15 protein-coding genes are annotated in these 15,743 nt (G+C 67.6%); 5 read left to right on the forward strand and 10 right to left on the reverse strand.

Annotated elements, in window-relative coordinates; all coding sequences use genetic code 11:
* Window positions 1-4 precede the first annotated feature (4 nt).
* From ESZ52_RS09115 to ESZ52_RS09125, 3 genes are all read right to left on the reverse strand, one after another.
* Window positions 5-580 (reverse strand): DapH/DapD/GlmU-related protein, encoded by a 576-nt coding sequence (locus tag ESZ52_RS09115; protein WP_131104665.1) that lies wholly within the window; start codon window positions 578-580, stop codon window positions 5-7.
* Window positions 581-585: 5 nt separating this feature from the next.
* A complete protein-coding gene (locus ESZ52_RS19705; RefSeq protein WP_238154725.1) occupies window positions 586-939 on the reverse strand; it encodes a cyclophilin-like fold protein in 354 nt (117 codons plus the stop codon).
* A gap of 204 nt (window positions 940-1,143) precedes the next feature.
* On the reverse strand, window positions 1,144-2,163 hold the full coding sequence (locus tag ESZ52_RS09125) for a zinc-dependent alcohol dehydrogenase family protein (RefSeq protein WP_181010105.1): 1,020 nt from the start codon (window positions 2,161-2,163) through the stop codon (window positions 1,144-1,146).
* 159 nt (window positions 2,164-2,322) lie between these two features.
* Between ESZ52_RS09125 and ESZ52_RS09130 the strand changes: the two genes are divergently transcribed.
* Window positions 2,323-3,198, forward strand: coding sequence for a helix-turn-helix transcriptional regulator (locus ESZ52_RS09130; RefSeq protein ID WP_131104666.1), 876 nt, complete (start codon window positions 2,323-2,325; stop codon window positions 3,196-3,198).
* A 342-nt stretch (window positions 3,199-3,540) separates the two neighbouring features.
* On the opposite strand, the gene ESZ52_RS09135 is transcribed toward ESZ52_RS09130, so the two are convergent.
* The 3 genes from ESZ52_RS09135 to ESZ52_RS09145 form a co-directional block, all read right to left on the reverse strand.
* The gene (locus tag ESZ52_RS09135) at window positions 3,541-4,197 is read right to left on the reverse strand and encodes a hypothetical protein (RefSeq protein ID WP_131104667.1); all 657 of its coding nucleotides are present in this window, start codon (window positions 4,195-4,197) and stop codon (window positions 3,541-3,543) included.
* A 97-nt stretch (window positions 4,198-4,294) separates the two neighbouring features.
* Window positions 4,295-5,479 (reverse strand): IS110 family RNA-guided transposase, encoded by a 1,185-nt coding sequence (locus ESZ52_RS09140; protein ID WP_131104668.1) that lies wholly within the window; start codon window positions 5,477-5,479, stop codon window positions 4,295-4,297.
* Between the two features lie 55 nt (window positions 5,480-5,534).
* Window positions 5,535-6,401 (reverse strand): hypothetical protein, encoded by an 867-nt coding sequence (locus ESZ52_RS09145; protein ID WP_131104669.1) that lies wholly within the window; start codon window positions 6,399-6,401, stop codon window positions 5,535-5,537.
* Between the two features lie 355 nt (window positions 6,402-6,756).
* Here ESZ52_RS09145 and ESZ52_RS20120 point away from each other — a divergent pair, with 355 nt between their 5' ends.
* Window positions 6,757-7,197: a DUF6578 domain-containing protein gene (locus ESZ52_RS20120; protein ID WP_425600043.1), complete on the forward strand. Its 441-nt coding sequence runs from the start codon at window positions 6,757-6,759 to the stop codon at window positions 7,195-7,197.
* Between the two features lie 113 nt (window positions 7,198-7,310).
* On the opposite strand, the gene ESZ52_RS09150 is transcribed toward ESZ52_RS20120, so the two are convergent.
* Complete coding sequence (locus ESZ52_RS09150) at window positions 7,311-7,715, reverse strand: SdpI family protein (protein ID WP_131104670.1); 405 nt, start codon at window positions 7,713-7,715, stop codon at window positions 7,311-7,313.
* A gap of 141 nt (window positions 7,716-7,856) precedes the next feature.
* Window positions 7,857-9,587, reverse strand: coding sequence for an arginine--tRNA ligase (argS, locus tag ESZ52_RS09155; protein ID WP_131104671.1), 1,731 nt, complete (start codon window positions 9,585-9,587; stop codon window positions 7,857-7,859).
* A 327-nt stretch (window positions 9,588-9,914) separates the two neighbouring features.
* Between argS and ESZ52_RS09160 the strand changes: the two genes are divergently transcribed.
* Window positions 9,915-11,153 (forward strand): IS110 family RNA-guided transposase, encoded by a 1,239-nt coding sequence (locus tag ESZ52_RS09160; RefSeq protein ID WP_131104672.1) that lies wholly within the window; start codon window positions 9,915-9,917, stop codon window positions 11,151-11,153.
* Window positions 11,154-11,324: 171 nt separating this feature from the next.
* Window positions 11,325-11,582 carry a hypothetical protein gene (locus tag ESZ52_RS09165; RefSeq protein WP_238154721.1) on the forward strand — a complete coding sequence of 86 codons (258 nt, stop codon included), beginning with the start codon at window positions 11,325-11,327 and terminating at the stop codon, window positions 11,580-11,582.
* Between the two features lie 182 nt (window positions 11,583-11,764).
* On the opposite strand, the gene ESZ52_RS09170 is transcribed toward ESZ52_RS09165, so the two are convergent.
* Window positions 11,765-12,445 (reverse strand): class I SAM-dependent methyltransferase, encoded by a 681-nt coding sequence (locus ESZ52_RS09170; protein ID WP_131104674.1) that lies wholly within the window; start codon window positions 12,443-12,445, stop codon window positions 11,765-11,767.
* 278 nt (window positions 12,446-12,723) lie between these two features.
* Between ESZ52_RS09170 and ESZ52_RS09175 the strand changes: the two genes are divergently transcribed.
* Window positions 12,724-14,013 carry an ISL3 family transposase gene (locus tag ESZ52_RS09175; protein ID WP_131104675.1) on the forward strand — a complete coding sequence of 430 codons (1,290 nt, stop codon included), beginning with the start codon at window positions 12,724-12,726 and terminating at the stop codon, window positions 14,011-14,013.
* 156 nt (window positions 14,014-14,169) lie between these two features.
* On the opposite strand, the gene ESZ52_RS09180 is transcribed toward ESZ52_RS09175, so the two are convergent.
* The gene (locus ESZ52_RS09180) at window positions 14,170-15,600 is read right to left on the reverse strand and encodes an SNIPE associated domain-containing protein (protein ID WP_131104676.1); all 1,431 of its coding nucleotides are present in this window, start codon (window positions 15,598-15,600) and stop codon (window positions 14,170-14,172) included.
* Between the last annotated feature and the right edge of the window lie 143 nt (window positions 15,601-15,743).

Raw genomic sequence — 15,743 nt, forward strand, 5'->3', positions numbered from 1 at the left:
CGGGTTAGGCCTCATACCCAGTCACCTTGATGACTTTGGCCGGGACGCCGGCGACGATGGCATTGGGCGGTACGTCTTTGGTCACCACGGCGCCTGCGGCGATGATCGCGCCGTCGCCGATGGTGACGCCGGGCACGACGGTGACGGCCGCTCCGAGCCAGGCCTTGCGGCCGATGTGGATGGGGGCGGGCAGCATGTCGGCCCGCCGCGACGGGTCGACGTGGTGGTTGAGGGTGGTCAGGGTGCTGCCGTGCCCGATGAGCGTGCCCTCGCCGATGGTGATTCCGCCGGTGTCCTGGAAACGGCAGCCGAGGTTGATGAAGACGCCCGGGCCGAGGGTCAGGTTCTTGCCGAACTCGCTGTAGAAGGGCGGAAACAGGGCAACGGACTCCTCGACCGGCCTGCCCGTCAGCTCCTCGAGCAGAGCACGGACCTGCTCGGGGGTGGTGTACCCGGTGTTGAGCCTGGCGGTCACCTTGAACGCTTCTTGCGCGGCGGCGTGCATGAACCTGTGTTCCTCCGAGCCGCCGAGCACCGGGGCACCACTGTTGACGTGGTCGAGGAAGTCCTGGAGGTCCATCGCTTTCACCTTCCCTCGACAGTGGTGGTGACTGAACCGCTCAGGTTGGCGATCCGCTCGGCGGCGTCGCCGTCGAGCTGGCCCAGGACGACGATGCCCGGGACGTAGGACTGGTCCCCGTAGTAGAGGACCAGGTCGTTGCCGGGGGCGTAGTAGCCCAGGTCTCCCACGTCGGGGTCAGCGCCCTGTGGTTGCCCCTGCAGGGACAGCGCCGTTGGCAGGCGGCCGGTCTTCTCGACCCCGCCGTGGTCGACCATCTCGACCGTCACCGGCAGTTGCGCCAGGAGGTCGTCGGCGGTTGGACTGTCGGCCAGGGTGGCGGTAAAGGTCTGGTCTGCGATGGTGATCTGGATCTGCATCTCTTCTCCTGACGTCGCATCGGGTTGGGGCGTTCGCTGGTCGGCGGTGTTGTCTGAGGGCTCCTGTGGCGATGCCGCCGGGAGAAACGGCTCCGTGTCCGGGGCGCTCTGGTCACCCGGTCGTAGCCCGTTGCCGCACCCGGTGGTGAGGAGGACGGCCCGGCCGATCGCCGTCAGCGTTGTCTGTCGTGGACGCATCACGGCTCAGGGGGTGAGCAGGACCTTCGTGGCGGTGCGCTGGTCCATGGCCTGGTAGCCCTCGGCGGCCCGGTCGAGCGGGAGGGTGAGGTCGAAGACCTTGCCGGGGTCGATCCTGCGGTCCCAGATGAGCTGGACCAGATCGGGCAGGAACCGTCGGACCGGGGCGGGCCCGCCGTGCAGGTGCACGCCGGCCATGAAGAGGTCCCCGCCGGGGATAGTGACGTCGTGGGAGACGCCGACGAACCCGACGTGCCCACCGGGGCGGGTCGCTCCGATGGCCTGCATCATCGCCTCCTGGGTGCCGACGGCCTCGATGACCGAGTGGGCGCCGAGCCCGCCGTTGAGCTCCTTGACCCGGGCCACGCCTTCCTCGCCGCGCTCCGGCACGATGTCCGTGGCGCCGAACTCGCGGGCGAGGGCCTGCCGGTCGGGGTGGCGGCTGAACGCGATGATCCGTTCGGCGCCCAGCTGCTTGGCCGCCAGGACGCCGAGCAGGCCGACTGCACCGTCGCCCACGACGGCCACGGTCTTGCCCGGTCCGGCCTGCGCCGCGACAGCGGCGAACCAGCCGGTGCCGAGAACGTCGGAGGCCGCCAGCAGGGAGGGGATCAGGTCCGCATCGGGCATCCCGGGCGTGGCCACCAGGGTGCCGTCGGCCAGGGGGATGCGCGCCAGCTCGGACTGGGTGCCGAGGGTGCCCATCAGGACCCGGTGCACGCAGTAGGCCTGGTAGCCGGCCAGGCAGATCTCGCAGGTGTTGTCCGAGGCCCAGAACGACCCGACGACGAAGTCGCCGACCTTCACGGTGGACACCTCAGGCCCGACCTGCTCGACCACGCCGACGTACTCGTGCCCCATCACCTGGTGGGTGACCGGCTCGGCACCGCGGTAGGGCCACAGGTCGCTGCCGCAGATGCAGGTCGCCGAGACCCGGACGATGGCGTCGGTGGGCTCGATGATCGTGGGGTCCTCGCGGTCCTCGACCCGTACGTCCCCGGGGGCGTGCATGACAACCTGGCGCATGGTGGTGCAGCCTCTCTCTCGTCCGGTCCGCGGGCCGATGCCCGCACTCGATCCAGTGAACCCGCCCCGCACCGGATGAGGGAGTCCCTGTCAAGGGGTGCAGCGACAGGGCACCCCTCAGGCCAGCGGTGGGGCCTAGTTCGCCCTACGCTCGAGAGCGTGGACAACCGTCAGGAGGTGCGCCAGTTCCTCACCACCCGCCGCGCCCGCATCACCCCCGACCAGGTCGGCCTTGCCACGACCGGGGCCCGTCGCGTCCCCGGGCTGCGCCGCAGCGAGGTCGCTACGCTCGCCGGGCTCAGCGTGGAGTACTACGCCCGGCTCGAGCGCGGACAGATCGCCGGCGCCTCCTCCAGCGTCCTGGAGGCCCTCGCCCGAGCCCTGCAGCTCGATGAGACCGAGCGCGCCCACCTGTACGACCTGGCCCGTGCCGCCGACGGCGTCCCCACCTCAGGCCGACCCCGCCGCCGCTCCCCGACCAAGGCAGCCTCACGTTACAGCCTGCAGTGGGCGCTGGAAGCCATCACCGACGCCGTCGCGTTCGTGCGCGACCCCCACCAGAACCTGCTGGCCACCAACACCCTGGGTCAAGCGTTCTACTCCCCGGTCATCGGTGACGGCGGACGCACCCCCAACCTCGCCCGCTTCCAGTTCCTGGACCCCGCCTCCCACGACTTCTACCCCGACTGGGACCGCTTTGCCCAGATGTGCGTCGGCATCATGCGCGCCGAGGCCGGCCGTGACCCCCACGACCGTGGCCTGCAGGACCTCGTCGGCGAGCTGTCCACCCGCAGCGAGACCTTCCGCCAGCTGTGGGCCGACCACGACGTCCGCACCCACGGGGCCGGCACCAAACGGTTCCACCACCCCGTCGTCGGCGAACTCACCCTCGTCTACGAAGAGCTCGCCATTACCGCCGAACCCGGACTCGCCCTGCTCATCTACACCGCCGAACCCGGCTCGCCCTCCGCCGAACGACTACGACTCCTCGCCTCCTGGGCCGCATCGAAGGACACACCCGTCAGCACCGAATGAGGCACAGCAATGCGTGCCGGTCTTGTCCCGGAATGAAAACGCCCTGAATGACCCGTCGAGCAAGAGAATCCCAGAACGAAGTTTGGCGAACCACCCTGAGGAGAAAAGCGTCGACACGACGATGGAACGAGAACTTCCACTGACCCACGGGCACGCTGCCTACCGCAGCAGAGCCCTCGGCGGACGCACCTCAAACACACTCAATTGCCGCCCGGCGGGCGGACTTAGCGTCCGAACTTTGGGCAGTGAGTGGCCGATTTGCACGGTCTTCGACTCAACGTTGACCGTGCAGGGTTTGACGTCTCGAAGCGAGGAGCGCTGCGTGCGTCTCAAACAGTTGGTCTACGGCAACTTGGTCAGGGCGTCTGCGAACTCGACGACGGAACTAGCCTGGGGCCAGTCCTCATGCATTTGGTCGTAGCGGACGTACGGGCCGGCAATGCCCCCGGGGACGTCGAACCAGGCGCCGTCGACGTGGCTATACGCAAGGCGAGGATTGTCAGAGCCGTCTGGCGGCAAGAGGTTGCCCACCACGAGGAGCACGGGTCCGCGGACCTCGTCAAGCTCGCGTTGGGCGAGGTCGAACCCGTTGCCAATGTTGAACGCGGTTTCGACGGTGCTCAGATGCTCATCCCCGGCCACGTGGCGGGTCACGTCCACCACTAACCGGACCTCCGGCCCGGCGTCTCCTGATGTGACCCGGGCCGAGCGGATTTGGCCGACCACCACGAGGGGGGCCGCCATGGCCTCCTGCGGCGAGGCGAGGGGGTGGTAGTCCAACTGGATGCCGCTGGTGAGGATCGCCTCCACCAACCGCTCATTTGCCTTGAGCTCCTCAGCCGCTGTCTCCTCCAGGGGCGACTGAGTCCTCCCGGCCTGATCTGCAGTTCTATTCGGGCTTTGGTGGCTCGCGGTGATCTCCGCGTCACCGCCGCTGCAGGCCGTCAGCATGAGACCGAGGACGACAAGCGTCCCCGTGGCGGCGGTGTGCATCTTCATCGGGTGCTCCAGGTTGAGGTCGACTCCGTGTTAGACGCCGGCTCAGCTGCCAGAGTTCCACACCACCCCGCACACCCTGTACTGGCACCCCTCTGTGTCAAGAGGCGGCTGGGAGGGTGGTCGTAGGCTTGGTGGTGGCGGGTCCGGGAAGTGGCTTGTCCGAAGAGCCGGCAGCGGGTTGTGAGCCGGTCGCGCTGGAGTCAGAGTCGTCACCCTTGTGCCCTCCCGGGCCCGTCTTTGTGTGCCCGGCGAGGTCGTCGAGCATGGCCTTGTACACCAGGTCGGACAGGCGCCGTTTGAGGCAGCGCAGCGCTTCCATCGACGTCTTCCCGCCGGCCTTCTTGCGGTCGTAGTAGGCGCGGCCCTCGGTGGTTCTGGTGCGCAGCTGCACCACGGCCATGATGTGTAGGACACGGTTGATCTGCCGGTTCCCGCCTCGGGAGAGCCGGTGGCGGGTGTGCTCCCCGGAGGAGGCGTCGATCGGGGCGGTGCCGGTCCAGGACGCGAAGTGGTTGCGGTCGGGGAACCGGGTGACGTCACCGACCTCGACCAGCAGCCGGGCCGCGCCCGAGGGGCCGATGCCGTGCAGGCTCATCAGGGTGGTGCCGGTCGCCTCGACGAGGGCCTTGAGCTCCTTGTCGGCGGCCTTGGTGCGGGCGTAGATCTTCGCCAGGTCCTCGGCCAGCTCGACCGCGTGAGCCTTGCGCACCTTGCCCGCCGCGGTGGTCGGGCGGACCTTCTTCAGCAACTCCTTGGCCTGGGCCGCGGACAGGGACGTCTTGGCCCCGCCAGGGATCAGCTCAAGCAGCAGCTTGTGCAGCTGGCACACCTTGCGGGTGTGCTCCTCGCCCAGGGAGCGGCGCCGATCCACGCACATCCGCAGCACTTCCAGTTGGTCATCGTTGATGACGGGGCGCAGCCCGGACATGCGGACCCCGACCAGGGCGATGGAGTGGGCGTCGGTGGCGTCGGTCTTGCGGCCCTGCCCGGTGGTGAAGATCCGCACCCGGGCCGACATCTTCGCCGGCACGTCGACCACGTCCTCACCGTCGGCGACGAGGCGGTCGGCGACATGCTTGCCGATGCCGGCGCAGCCCTCGACCGCCCAGACCCGGTGCGGCCACGCCCGTGCGTAGGCCAGCAGCCGGGCGTACCCGTCGGCGTCGGTGGAGAACCGGCCGCCACCGAGGATGGACTCATCAGCGGTCATGACCTCGATCGTGACGCTGCGCTTATGCGGGTCCATCCCGATGACGACCCGCAGGGGCTCCTGCTCGTTCATTGCTCGTGCTCCCTTTGCTCGCGACAACATGTGGTGTCGAGCTGGGAGGGCACCGCTACGTACGGCTGGGCATACCCCTCTTGAGCCTCTCGCAGCCTTGGCGGTGACCGGGACGACGCACGCCAATTGTGAGCCTCACGCCAGGGGCGTGGGCAGCCGCAAAGAGAACGACCGTCCCGGTCACCTGGGACCGAGCCTGGCCGGGCCCGATCCTGCAGTCAATGAAACACGTAGCCGCGAGGCGCACCAAGTTGACGAACTTCGGTTCCTGCAGAACAACCTTTGATGGTGCACGGCTTGCCTGGACGGCGCCGTGCCGCCTCCTCTGCATCTCGTCACCAGGCGGGCCGCCAGCACCGTCAGGAAATGTAGACCGGCTTGTCGACACGGACACGGTGAACGAGGGGCCGGGTTCTTGCTCCCCTCCCCAGGACTCTCCCTCAGTGTCAGGGTCGAAGTACCAGTAGTCGACCACGACCCATCGCTGCTCGCCTGCCGGCAGGTCGAAGGCCTGCTCGACTACAGCTCCGCTGTCGGACACCACGGTGAGCGTGTGCGACCCCGGTTCCACTTCAACGCCGAACAAGGTGACCGCGTGCTGACCCTCGACCGCGAATACCTCATCGAACAGGGCCACACCGTCAAGAGTCGCGCTCAGATTCAGGTCCGGGTCGTCGAAGGACTGATTGCTGACCCTCACGATCAGCGGTTGCACTGCCTTGTCCCAGGACTCACCAGGAGAGACTTTCTGGACCGTGAAGTCACCCGCAGGGCTACCGGTGGCCGTCGGGACGTTCTCGTCCGCGACGGTCTGCACTACCGGGTCGGAGATGTTCGCGGACTGCGGGGCGTCGCACCCGGCCATGAAGATGAGGATGCCAGCAACACCCAGGACGCAAGGAACGCGCACGTTCGTCGTCACGCAGCTCCCCTCCTATCGCTGTGGGGGTTCCCGAACTCAGACGCCCATCCGGCTGCAATGGTTCCCTAGGAAGCTGAAGGACGCACGGAGCCTACGCCACGATCAACAGAACTCCCGCGGGCGACGTGCGCAACAGTTGTACGCGCTCATGCCGCGAGTCGGTCGCGCCGATCACAGGGCCTTGGGCGTCGGCCCTTCGGGGCGTCCACACACACCGATGAGGGCGCATTCAGCAGTCCTGCACCTTCTCGGGGCCCTGGCTGCGTGAGGGAGCCTCATGCGATGATGAGGGCACCCAGGGCACAGGAGGTGTCCTCGTCGATGGCTTGACGCTGCCGCATAAAGGCGTTACCCAATGACCTCCCTACCGGGCACAGTTCTCATTTACATCGAGCAATGGGAATACCAATGCTGTGGAACTCCCATCAACGTTGGCGACACAGTCGCACTTACTGTTCACCAAAGTGATTGGTCACAGCCTTGGTGGCCGGCACTCGGCCAGCCAGTCAGCCTGATCGCCGGTCACCATGAACCTAGGACGGGCAGTATTCACGTCCGCGTGCGCGTCGAGCGACTATGGGAAGCCAGTGCGTACCGAGAACAACAGTCTGGCGATGACACGTGGTATCTCGTCCCTGACTCGGGGCAGATCGCCGGAATCACGAGCATGAAGGTGTGGGATACGGACTGGCAGCCCACCCAAGATGGCGCCTGGCCAGAAGGCTGGATAGTACAGGCAACGATCTTAGGTGAACTTCCCCCACAGCCAGATGGCAGTCCGTACGGAGCCCGCTGACAGCGGGTCTTGGTACGGGTTGGCGATGGGAATGATCGCGGGCACCAGCAGCAGTCAGAGCTCGCCGGGACATCCGGTACTGCCGCATTGGGGCAGAACCATCACGGCAGTCGTCACCGTTGCGGCTGGGCTTGGCGCGCGGCCTTGTTGGCGGTGCGGACGAGCGGCACGCAGCCCAGCAGCAACCCGCCGTAGCCGACCGCGAAGAATGCAACGGATAGCGGGTGGGGAACCTGTGACTCGGAGCCGCCAGCAACGGGCAGGAAGGCCGTGGTCACGAGCGCGACGCCAAGGATCATGCCGAACACTCCGATTCGACGTGCCCATGGGAGCGCGGCTTGGTGGCCAGCAGCCCACGCTTCGGATGACGCCGTGGTGGCTACCGTGCGGATGCCGGCCGCAGGGTTGCTCCCCAGCTGCTCACTGGCGGACCAGCGGGTCAAGACCCACAGAAGTCCGCTGGCCCAGATCAGCCCGAAGCCACCCATCAAACCCATCATCATCGAATCCGTGTTCAACGCTGCTTCCTCCCTACCCGCCCGTCTACGTCCCTCTCCGATGAAGACGACCACTCGCAGGTTCCATCCTGTATTGCCGCGAGTCACTCGCGTCGATGTTGAGATGTCTCCTGCCTGGTTCCTGCTCGATGGACGGTTCCGTCACATCACCTCAGGTGAGTCGATGCCCAACAGCCCCAGCCCGGTGACGAGCACGTCGAGCGTCACGGCGCACAGGGCCAGGCGTGAGTCCCGCACGTGCAGGTCTGCGGCCTGGAGGACCGGGCAGTTCTCGTAGAACGCCGAGAACGCCTGCGCCACCTGGAACAGATGACTGCACAGACGGTGTGGCTCGAGCGCCGTGCCCACGTGTGCGACGACCTCACCGAACTCGATGAGCTCGAGGGCAAGCTCCCGCTCGGCCGGCTCACTGACCACAATCTGGCTCCGTGCCTGCCCAGGCGCCATGCCGGCGGTGCGGAAGATGGAGCGCACCCGGGCGGCGGCATACTGCAGATAAGGACCCGTGTTGCCGGTGAGCGCGGTCATCCTCTCCAAGTCGAAGACGTACTCGCTGTCGTGCGCGACCGACAAGTCGGCATACTTCACCGCCCCGATGCCGATCTGCGGGGCGATCGCCGCACGGGTCTCCTCCGGCAGGTCGGGCCGGGCCTCGTCGATGACCGCTCGCGCCGCCCCAACAGCCTCCTCCAGCAGTGCCATCAGCCGGAGCGGAGCACCAGAACGCGTGCGCAGGATCTTGCGGTCCTTCCCCAGCACGTTGCCGATCTGAACATGGACGACCTCGACCGACTGCGGTAACCAGCCGGCCAGCCGAGCGGTGTCCCACACCATGTTCAGGTGCAGCGCCTGCGGGGCGCCGATGACGTAGAGGATGCGGTCGGCCCCCAGAGCGCGCACGCGGTGCCGGACCGTAGCCAGGTCAGTCGTGGCATAGCCATAGCCCCCGTCGGACTTGCGGATGATCAGCGGCACCGGCTTACCGTCGCGACCGCTGTAGCCCTCGAGGAAGACACACAGGGCGCCGTCGCTCACCGTGGCGATCCCGGCCGCCTCCAGCTCGGCACAGATCGCCGCCAGGTCGTCGTTATAGGTCGACTCACCGGCCAGGTCGGCATCGGTCAACGTCACGCCCAGGGCGCCATAGATCCTGTTGAAGTAGTGCTTGGACAGCTCCACCAGGCCGTCCCACAGCCTCAGCGTCTCCTCGTCGCCGGCCTGGAGCGAGACGACCCTGGCACGGGAACGGGTCGCGAAGTCCTCGTCGGACTCGAACCGGCCGCGAGCAGCCTGGTAGAAGGCATTGGGGTCGCTCTCCAAGCGCCGTGCCTCTTCGCCGTCCTCACCGACTTCAAGCAGGTGCTCGATCAGCATGCCGAAAGGCGTGCCCCAGTCCCCGATGTGGTTCTGCCGGATGACGTGGTGCCCCAGGTGCTCCAGCGTGCGGGCAAGCGCGTCGCCGACCACCGTGGTGCGCAGGTGTCCGACATGCATCTCCTTCGCCACGTTCGGCGCGGAGTAGTCGATCGGGACCTGCTGCGTATCCTGCCGGGGTACACCGAGGCGGTCGTCGGCAGCCATGGCACTCACCTGGTTGCTGATCCAGTCGCCGGCCAGAGTCAGGTTGATGAAGCCCGGACCGCTGATCTCAACCTGCTCGAACGTCCCGTCCGTGGCCAAGTGCCCCACGATCTCCGCGGCGATGTCGCGCGGTGCCCTACCCACGCGCTTGGCGAGGCCAAGCGCTGCGTTGACCTGAATGTCTGAGAACTGGCTGGGCCGCAGCACGGGATCAGCTCCTGAGAGCTCCGAACCAAGTGCCGCCTCAATAGCGGCAGAGACAAGCGGAGCTAATTCCGACTGAAGCGACATGAGCCACAACCTAACGCCACCAGCCATCGATGCCCCGGCCGGTGGCGAGACCCCCCACGCGGCACCCCCACCGCACGCACTCATCTAATGGGTTCTACCGATCCTCTGACAGGCTCGGTTCCGGTAGCGGCCGGCGGGTCAGCACTCCACTCATCTGATCGTTGAGGTCTTGCGGCAGACCGTGCGCCCGCTGGTCGTGAGGAGGCGTGACCGCTGCTGGGATGACGTGCCCCCAGATCGTCCGGGTGAGCACTTGACCATTAGATCGCCGGAAGTCCTCCTCCACGCTGCTGCAACGATCGCAACCAGGCGAAGGAGGAAGTGCCGATGTTGTTCATAGGTGATGACTGGGCCGAGGACCACCACGACGTCGAGCTGGTCGACGACCAGGGACGGATCCTGGTGCGACGACGCCTGCCCGAGGGTCTTGGCGGGGTGACCCGGCTGCACGCACTGGTCGCCGAGCACGCACCGCAGGAATGGGCCGACCTGGACCCGGCCGAGGCGGCCGCCCAGGTGGTCGTCGGTATCGAGACCGACCGCGGCCCCTGGGTCGGGGCGCTGGTCGCGGCCGGCTACACCGTGTACGGGCTGAACCCGATGTCGGTCGCCCGGTACCGGGAGCGGCACTCCACCTCCGGTGCGAAGTCGGACACCGCCGATGCGCACCTGCTGGCCGAGATCGTGCGCCTGGACCGGGCCCACCACCGCCAGGTCGCCGGTGACAGCCCGACCGGGGAGGCGGTCAAGGTCAGCGCCCGGGCACATCAGTCGATGATCTGGGACCGGACGCGGCACGTGCTGCGGCTGCGCGCGGCGCTGCGGGACTTCTTCCCCGCGGCCCTGACCGCGCTCGGCGACCTGGACGAGCCCGACACCCTGGCTCTGCTGGCGCAGGCGCCGGACCCGGACACCGCCGCCAGGCTGTCCAAAGCCAAGATCGTCCGCGCCCTGACGGCGGCGAACCGGCGCGACGTACCCGCCCGGGCCGACAAGATCCGCCAGGTGCTGACCGCACCAGAGTTGCGGCAACCGGGGCCGGTGCAGGACGCCTACGCCGCGATCGTGACCTCCGAGGTGGCGCTCATCACCGTGCTGAACGCTCAGATCGAGCGGCTCGGGCAGGTGGTGGCCGAGCATTTTGGCCGGCACCGGGACGCTGACATCTACACCAGCCTGCCCGGTCTCGGTGTGATCCTCGGCGCCCGGATCCTGGGTGAGTTCGGCGACGATCGCCACCGGTACGCCGACGCCAAGGGTCGCAAGGCCTACGCCGGCACCGCCCCCATCACCAGAGCCTCAGGCACACGAAAAGTGGTCCTGGCCAGGTACGCCCGCAATCGCCGCCTGGGCGATGCCCTGCAGCAGTGGGCCTTCTGCTCCATGCGCGGCTCCGCCGGCGCCCGCTCCTACTACCAGGCGCTGCGATCCCGCGGCGTCGGTCACCAGGCCGCACTGCGCCAGCTCGCCAACCGCTGGGTCGGCATCCTGCACGGCTGCCTACGCCACGGCACTCTCTATGACGAGAACACCGCCTGGGAGCACCACCTCGACAATGCCGCTTGACAGACCCAGAACCTGGGATGTCTGCCGCCGAGCGGGTGGACGTGTCAGTAACGATCGTCGCTGCACTTCGACCTCGGGCAGATCTGGCAGTCCTTGGAGCCGAGGCAGGGCAGGGACGGCTCTGGTGGATTCTGCTGGGCGGGGTCATAATGACATATGGTCCTGCAGCGCATGCCCAGCACCGGGACGGTCTTCCCCGACCTTCGCGGAGATGCCCGCTTGCTGCGTGCGACCTGGCACCAGGAGCGGCAGGTCGTCGTTTTTTCGGTCTGGCGCGACAACGTCTGCGTCAGCACCTTCCGGCTCGCAGCCGACGAGGTGCCCGACCTCATCGCCCTACTCCACGACGGGCTCGACGAGGCATACGCCGCTGCCCGCGAGCGGGTCGAGCGGGTCGAGCACCTCAGGCGGCCCTCCCAAGCGGGCTGACGGGGCGATCGGAATTACCCGCGGGTTGGCCGCCCGGGCGTTGCACTTGCTGCGATGTCGTAGCGGCTCGATTCTGCGCTAGCCCCTTCACTCGATCGAGGCCGCCGACACATGCGTGGAGGTCACTCGGTCGTACAACGTCCGCTCTTGCCGCTGCGGGTGCACGCGGGTCTCGGGTGACGTTAGCGCGCCCCTGCGCTGCGCCTCATCACGATGAGCGGGGTGAACAGGTCCCTGACCTGTGCGGTGGTCAGCTCAATGGTCCACGCGAACTCTTCGACGTGGGCGGTGACGAAGTGCCCGCTGGCGGTCAGCCGGCGAACCCACGAGGCAGTGTCCGTCTCGCCGGGTCCTGCTCGGCCCGGCGCCTGCGTGCGACGCGCCACGATCTGGCTGACGCGCTCGCGGAATGCGGTGACGGGCGCCGCGGGATTGCCGAACGCGGTCCGCCACACCGCGAGGTGACCACCGAGAACAAGGGTGCGGTGCAGCTTCGGCAGGACCACCGGAAGGTCGAACCAGTGGACCGCAGTCGCGACGACGGCCAGGTCGAAGGCAGCATCTGGCAGTTCCACAGCTTCCGCCGTGCCCACGTGCACGGTGACCTCAGGCCACCGCTCCTGCAGAAGCGCGGCCAGAGCAGGGCCGGGCTCGACCGCTGTGACCGTGGCGCCGGCGCTCACCATGGGTCCGGTCGCCTGTCCGGAGCCGGCACCCAGCTCCACGACCCGAGTGCCGGCGCTCAGCACGCCCAACTCACCCAGGCGGTCCCACAGCACCTGCGGATATGGTGGCCGCCCGCGGTCATAGACCGCGGCATGAGCGTTGGAGTGCCTCGGGTCGGGACCTGTTCGATCGGGCACACGAGCAGCCTACGCATCGGCCGTCGGTTCCGGTCTGCGGCCGGGACGCGCTCAGCGCCCGTCCGTGGTTCAGAGGCCTCGCCCTAGGCACAGAAGTCATCCGGTCTTGCCGCGTGGAGGACGGCTACGCTCGTCCGACTTTGCCGCGTGCGCGCGGTCTTGAGCGTCTGCTCAAAGTGGCTCTTCAACTTTGAGCGTGGTGGGGCCCTGAAGGAGGGCTCGCGGCCCTGCGCCAACATGGGTGTTGTCTAGACATCTCATGAGCGAGGACCGCGAGCGTGCACCAGCCTACGTTCGACGTCGATGCGGCGTCGATCCTGTTCAACCTGTCCGGTTACCGAGTCGTGTCGGCCAGCCCTGCCGTCGCCGATGAGCAACCGAGGCAGGTGCTCATCGAGACGACCGCGACCGAGGCCGCGTGTCCGTCCTGTGGGGTGCTGTCCAGTCGGGTCCAGGCCCGACCCACTCAGCGGGTGAAGGACGTGCCGTGCGGCGGGGAAGCGCTCGAGGTGGTGGTGCGCAAGCGGCGCTACGCCTGCCGCGAGCCGCTGTGCCGGCGACGGTCGTTCACCGAGGAGACCGAGCAACTGCCGGCCCGGGCCCGGGTCACGACGCGGCTGACCGAGCAGGTCATCACCGCCTGCCGGGCCGAGCCGCGCGCGGTGTCCCGCGTCGCGGACGAGGCGGGCCTGTCGTGGCCGACGGTGATGCGGATGCTCACCACCACCGTGGACCTGGACACCGGGGTCGACCGCCGGCACGTGCGCCACCTGGGGATCGATGAGCACCGGTTCCGCACCGTGCGCTACCTGCGCGACCCAGACACCCACGCGGTGAAGCGGGTCGAGCCGTGGTCGATCGTGTTCACCGACACCGGCGACGGCGCGATCCTGGACGTCGTCGACGGCCGCCGCGGCAAGGTCGTCACCTCCTGGCTCGCGGCGCGGCCGCGGTGGTGGCGCCGGCGCGTGCAGGTCGTCGCCCTCGACATGTCCAGCGAGTTCCGGGCAGCCGTCCGCAAAGCACTGCCGAAGGCGCGGGTCAGCGTCGACCACTGGCACGTGGTGCGGCTGGCGAACGAGATGGTCACCAAGGTCCGCCGGCGCCGGGTGTGGGAACTGCACGAGCGCCGCGGCCGCGCCACCGACACACCGTGGAAGTACCGCAAGCTGCTCACCTGCGCCGGTGACCGGCTCACCGTGCGGCAACGGACCAAGCTGCAGCAGATCCTTGGTGAGGACGTCGAGCTGGCCGTGGCGTGGGGCATCAAGGAGCACGTCCGCCAAGTCCTCGCCGCCACCGACACGTCCTCCTTCCAGCGGCACTGGGCCCACCTCGAGCGCGCCGTGCGAGCCACCCGCCTACCCGAACCAGCCGCGCTCTTCCGCACGCTGCGGGCCTGGCGGCGAGAGCTGCTCACGTTCTGCCGGACCAGGGTGACGAATGCGCGTACAGAGGCAGCGAACCTGACCGCCAAGACGATCAAGCGGGTCGGACGCGGGTACCGCAACCATGACAACTACCGGTGCCGCATCATTGGCTACGCGCCCCGACCGATCGCGGCGTGAACACCCCGCACCACGCTCAAAGTCGAAGAGCCCTCAAAGTGGTCAGACAGATAGTTCACAGTGGCCCCTGCCCATCGCCTCCCCTGTCCCCGCATCTTCCGGTCGCGCGCGACCGGGCCTGGTCACCTGAGCGCCGTCATGGCCAGTATGAACCGGTTAGAAGGAGGTGTCCGGGGTGCCTTGGCTGAGGCGAAATTCCTCGGCGGCGGGTGCCTCGACGAACTCGGTGACAGCACCGACCTGCTCGCGCAGGGCGTCGAGCACCTCGTGCGGGGTGACGTAGAAGAACTCGCGACGGGTGTTGATCTTGTTGACCCGTTGTGCGGCGAAGCGCTGGTGTAGTGCTGTCTCGACGCCGACGGCGTCGGGCGAGAAGAACATCGCGTGGACGTCGAACCGGAACGGTACGGAGGCGTCGCCGAGCTCGTTGACTCGGTCCATCGGCTCGAGTCGGCGGGTCATTCCGATCTTCACCATGCGCTCTCCGAAGGCGCCGATGTTGGAGATGACGTAGACGTAGCCGGCTCGCTGGTTCGCGGCCCGGTAGTCGACGGTCTCGATGGCCTGCTCGGTTTCTGCGAGCTGGGCACGGACCCTTTCGGCGCCCTCGCTGTCACCCCGGGCCTCTAGCGCCGCGAGTGCGGCTCGGTAGTGCTGGCGCTCTTTCTCCAGCTTCTCCCGCTCGCGGGCGAGTTCCTGCTCGGCTTTTCTCTGCTCGCGTAGCTCTTCACGACGGGCGCGGTCGGCCTCCTTCTCCTGCTGCTTCATCATCCAGTAGTCAGCGGCGAGCTCGAGTTCGCGGATCCGTAGCCGGTGATAGGCTGGGGTGATGGCTACGTCGACCATCTTCCCGCGCTTGGCTATGCGATCCGCCGCCTTCTCCAGCCGGGCCTTCGCGGCTGACAGGTTGCCGGCCTTGACCGACTTCACCGCGTTCTCGGCCTCGGCGTTGTAGGCGGTCAGCATCATGTCGTGCAGGTCGTTGACGAACTTCTTCCCTTGGCTGGCGGAGTTGTTGTAGGTGAACTTGGTCGAGCGGGTGGCGGCCTTCTTGTCCCGCTGAATCTGTTTCATCCGTTCACGCACCGAGGCGATCTCGTCCGCGAGTTTGACGGAGTTCTCGGCCGGATGGTGGAACCGGTAGTAGCCGACCTCTTGGAACTCGACCTGCTCGCGTGAGTCGACGAGATTCCGCTCGATGTCGAGGACCTGGGCAGCCGTCTCGGCCGCCTGCGCCTGTAGGCGGGCGATCTCGCCTTGAAGTTCAGCGCGGCGGGCGTTCATCTCCGCGACGTCCAGGGCGCCCATCTCCGCAATGACCCGCTCCAGATGTGCGTTTCGCTCCAAGAGCCCTTCGGCTTGCTTTCGTGCCCCGAACAACTTCACCTTGGGCTTCTCGGGCATCGGCTGGTGCGCGACGGACTGACCTTGCCGCTGCTCATCGGCGTGCGGCTGAGCCGGCGGGGAAGGTACCTGCTGAGGTGGGATCTGCGGCTGGACGTGCTCGGTCCATCGAGCGCCGTCCCAGTATCGGACCGTGCCGGGTTGCTGCGGGTCGGGGTACCAATTCGCCGGTGCTGTGCTCATCCCTTATCCGATCCGATCATGCTAGTCGACGCCAAAGGGCCACGATAGCCGACGCCGATGGGCGGCCGTATCGAGGCTTCGATTCACACGCGCCCTTGAACTCGGAGGTAGGGCCGTACTGTTGTCGCCCAAGTCAAGTGACT

This window comes from Ornithinimicrobium sufpigmenti (assembly GCF_004322775.1).
Classification (GTDB): domain Bacteria; phylum Actinomycetota; class Actinomycetes; order Actinomycetales; family Dermatophilaceae; genus Ornithinicoccus; species Ornithinicoccus sufpigmenti.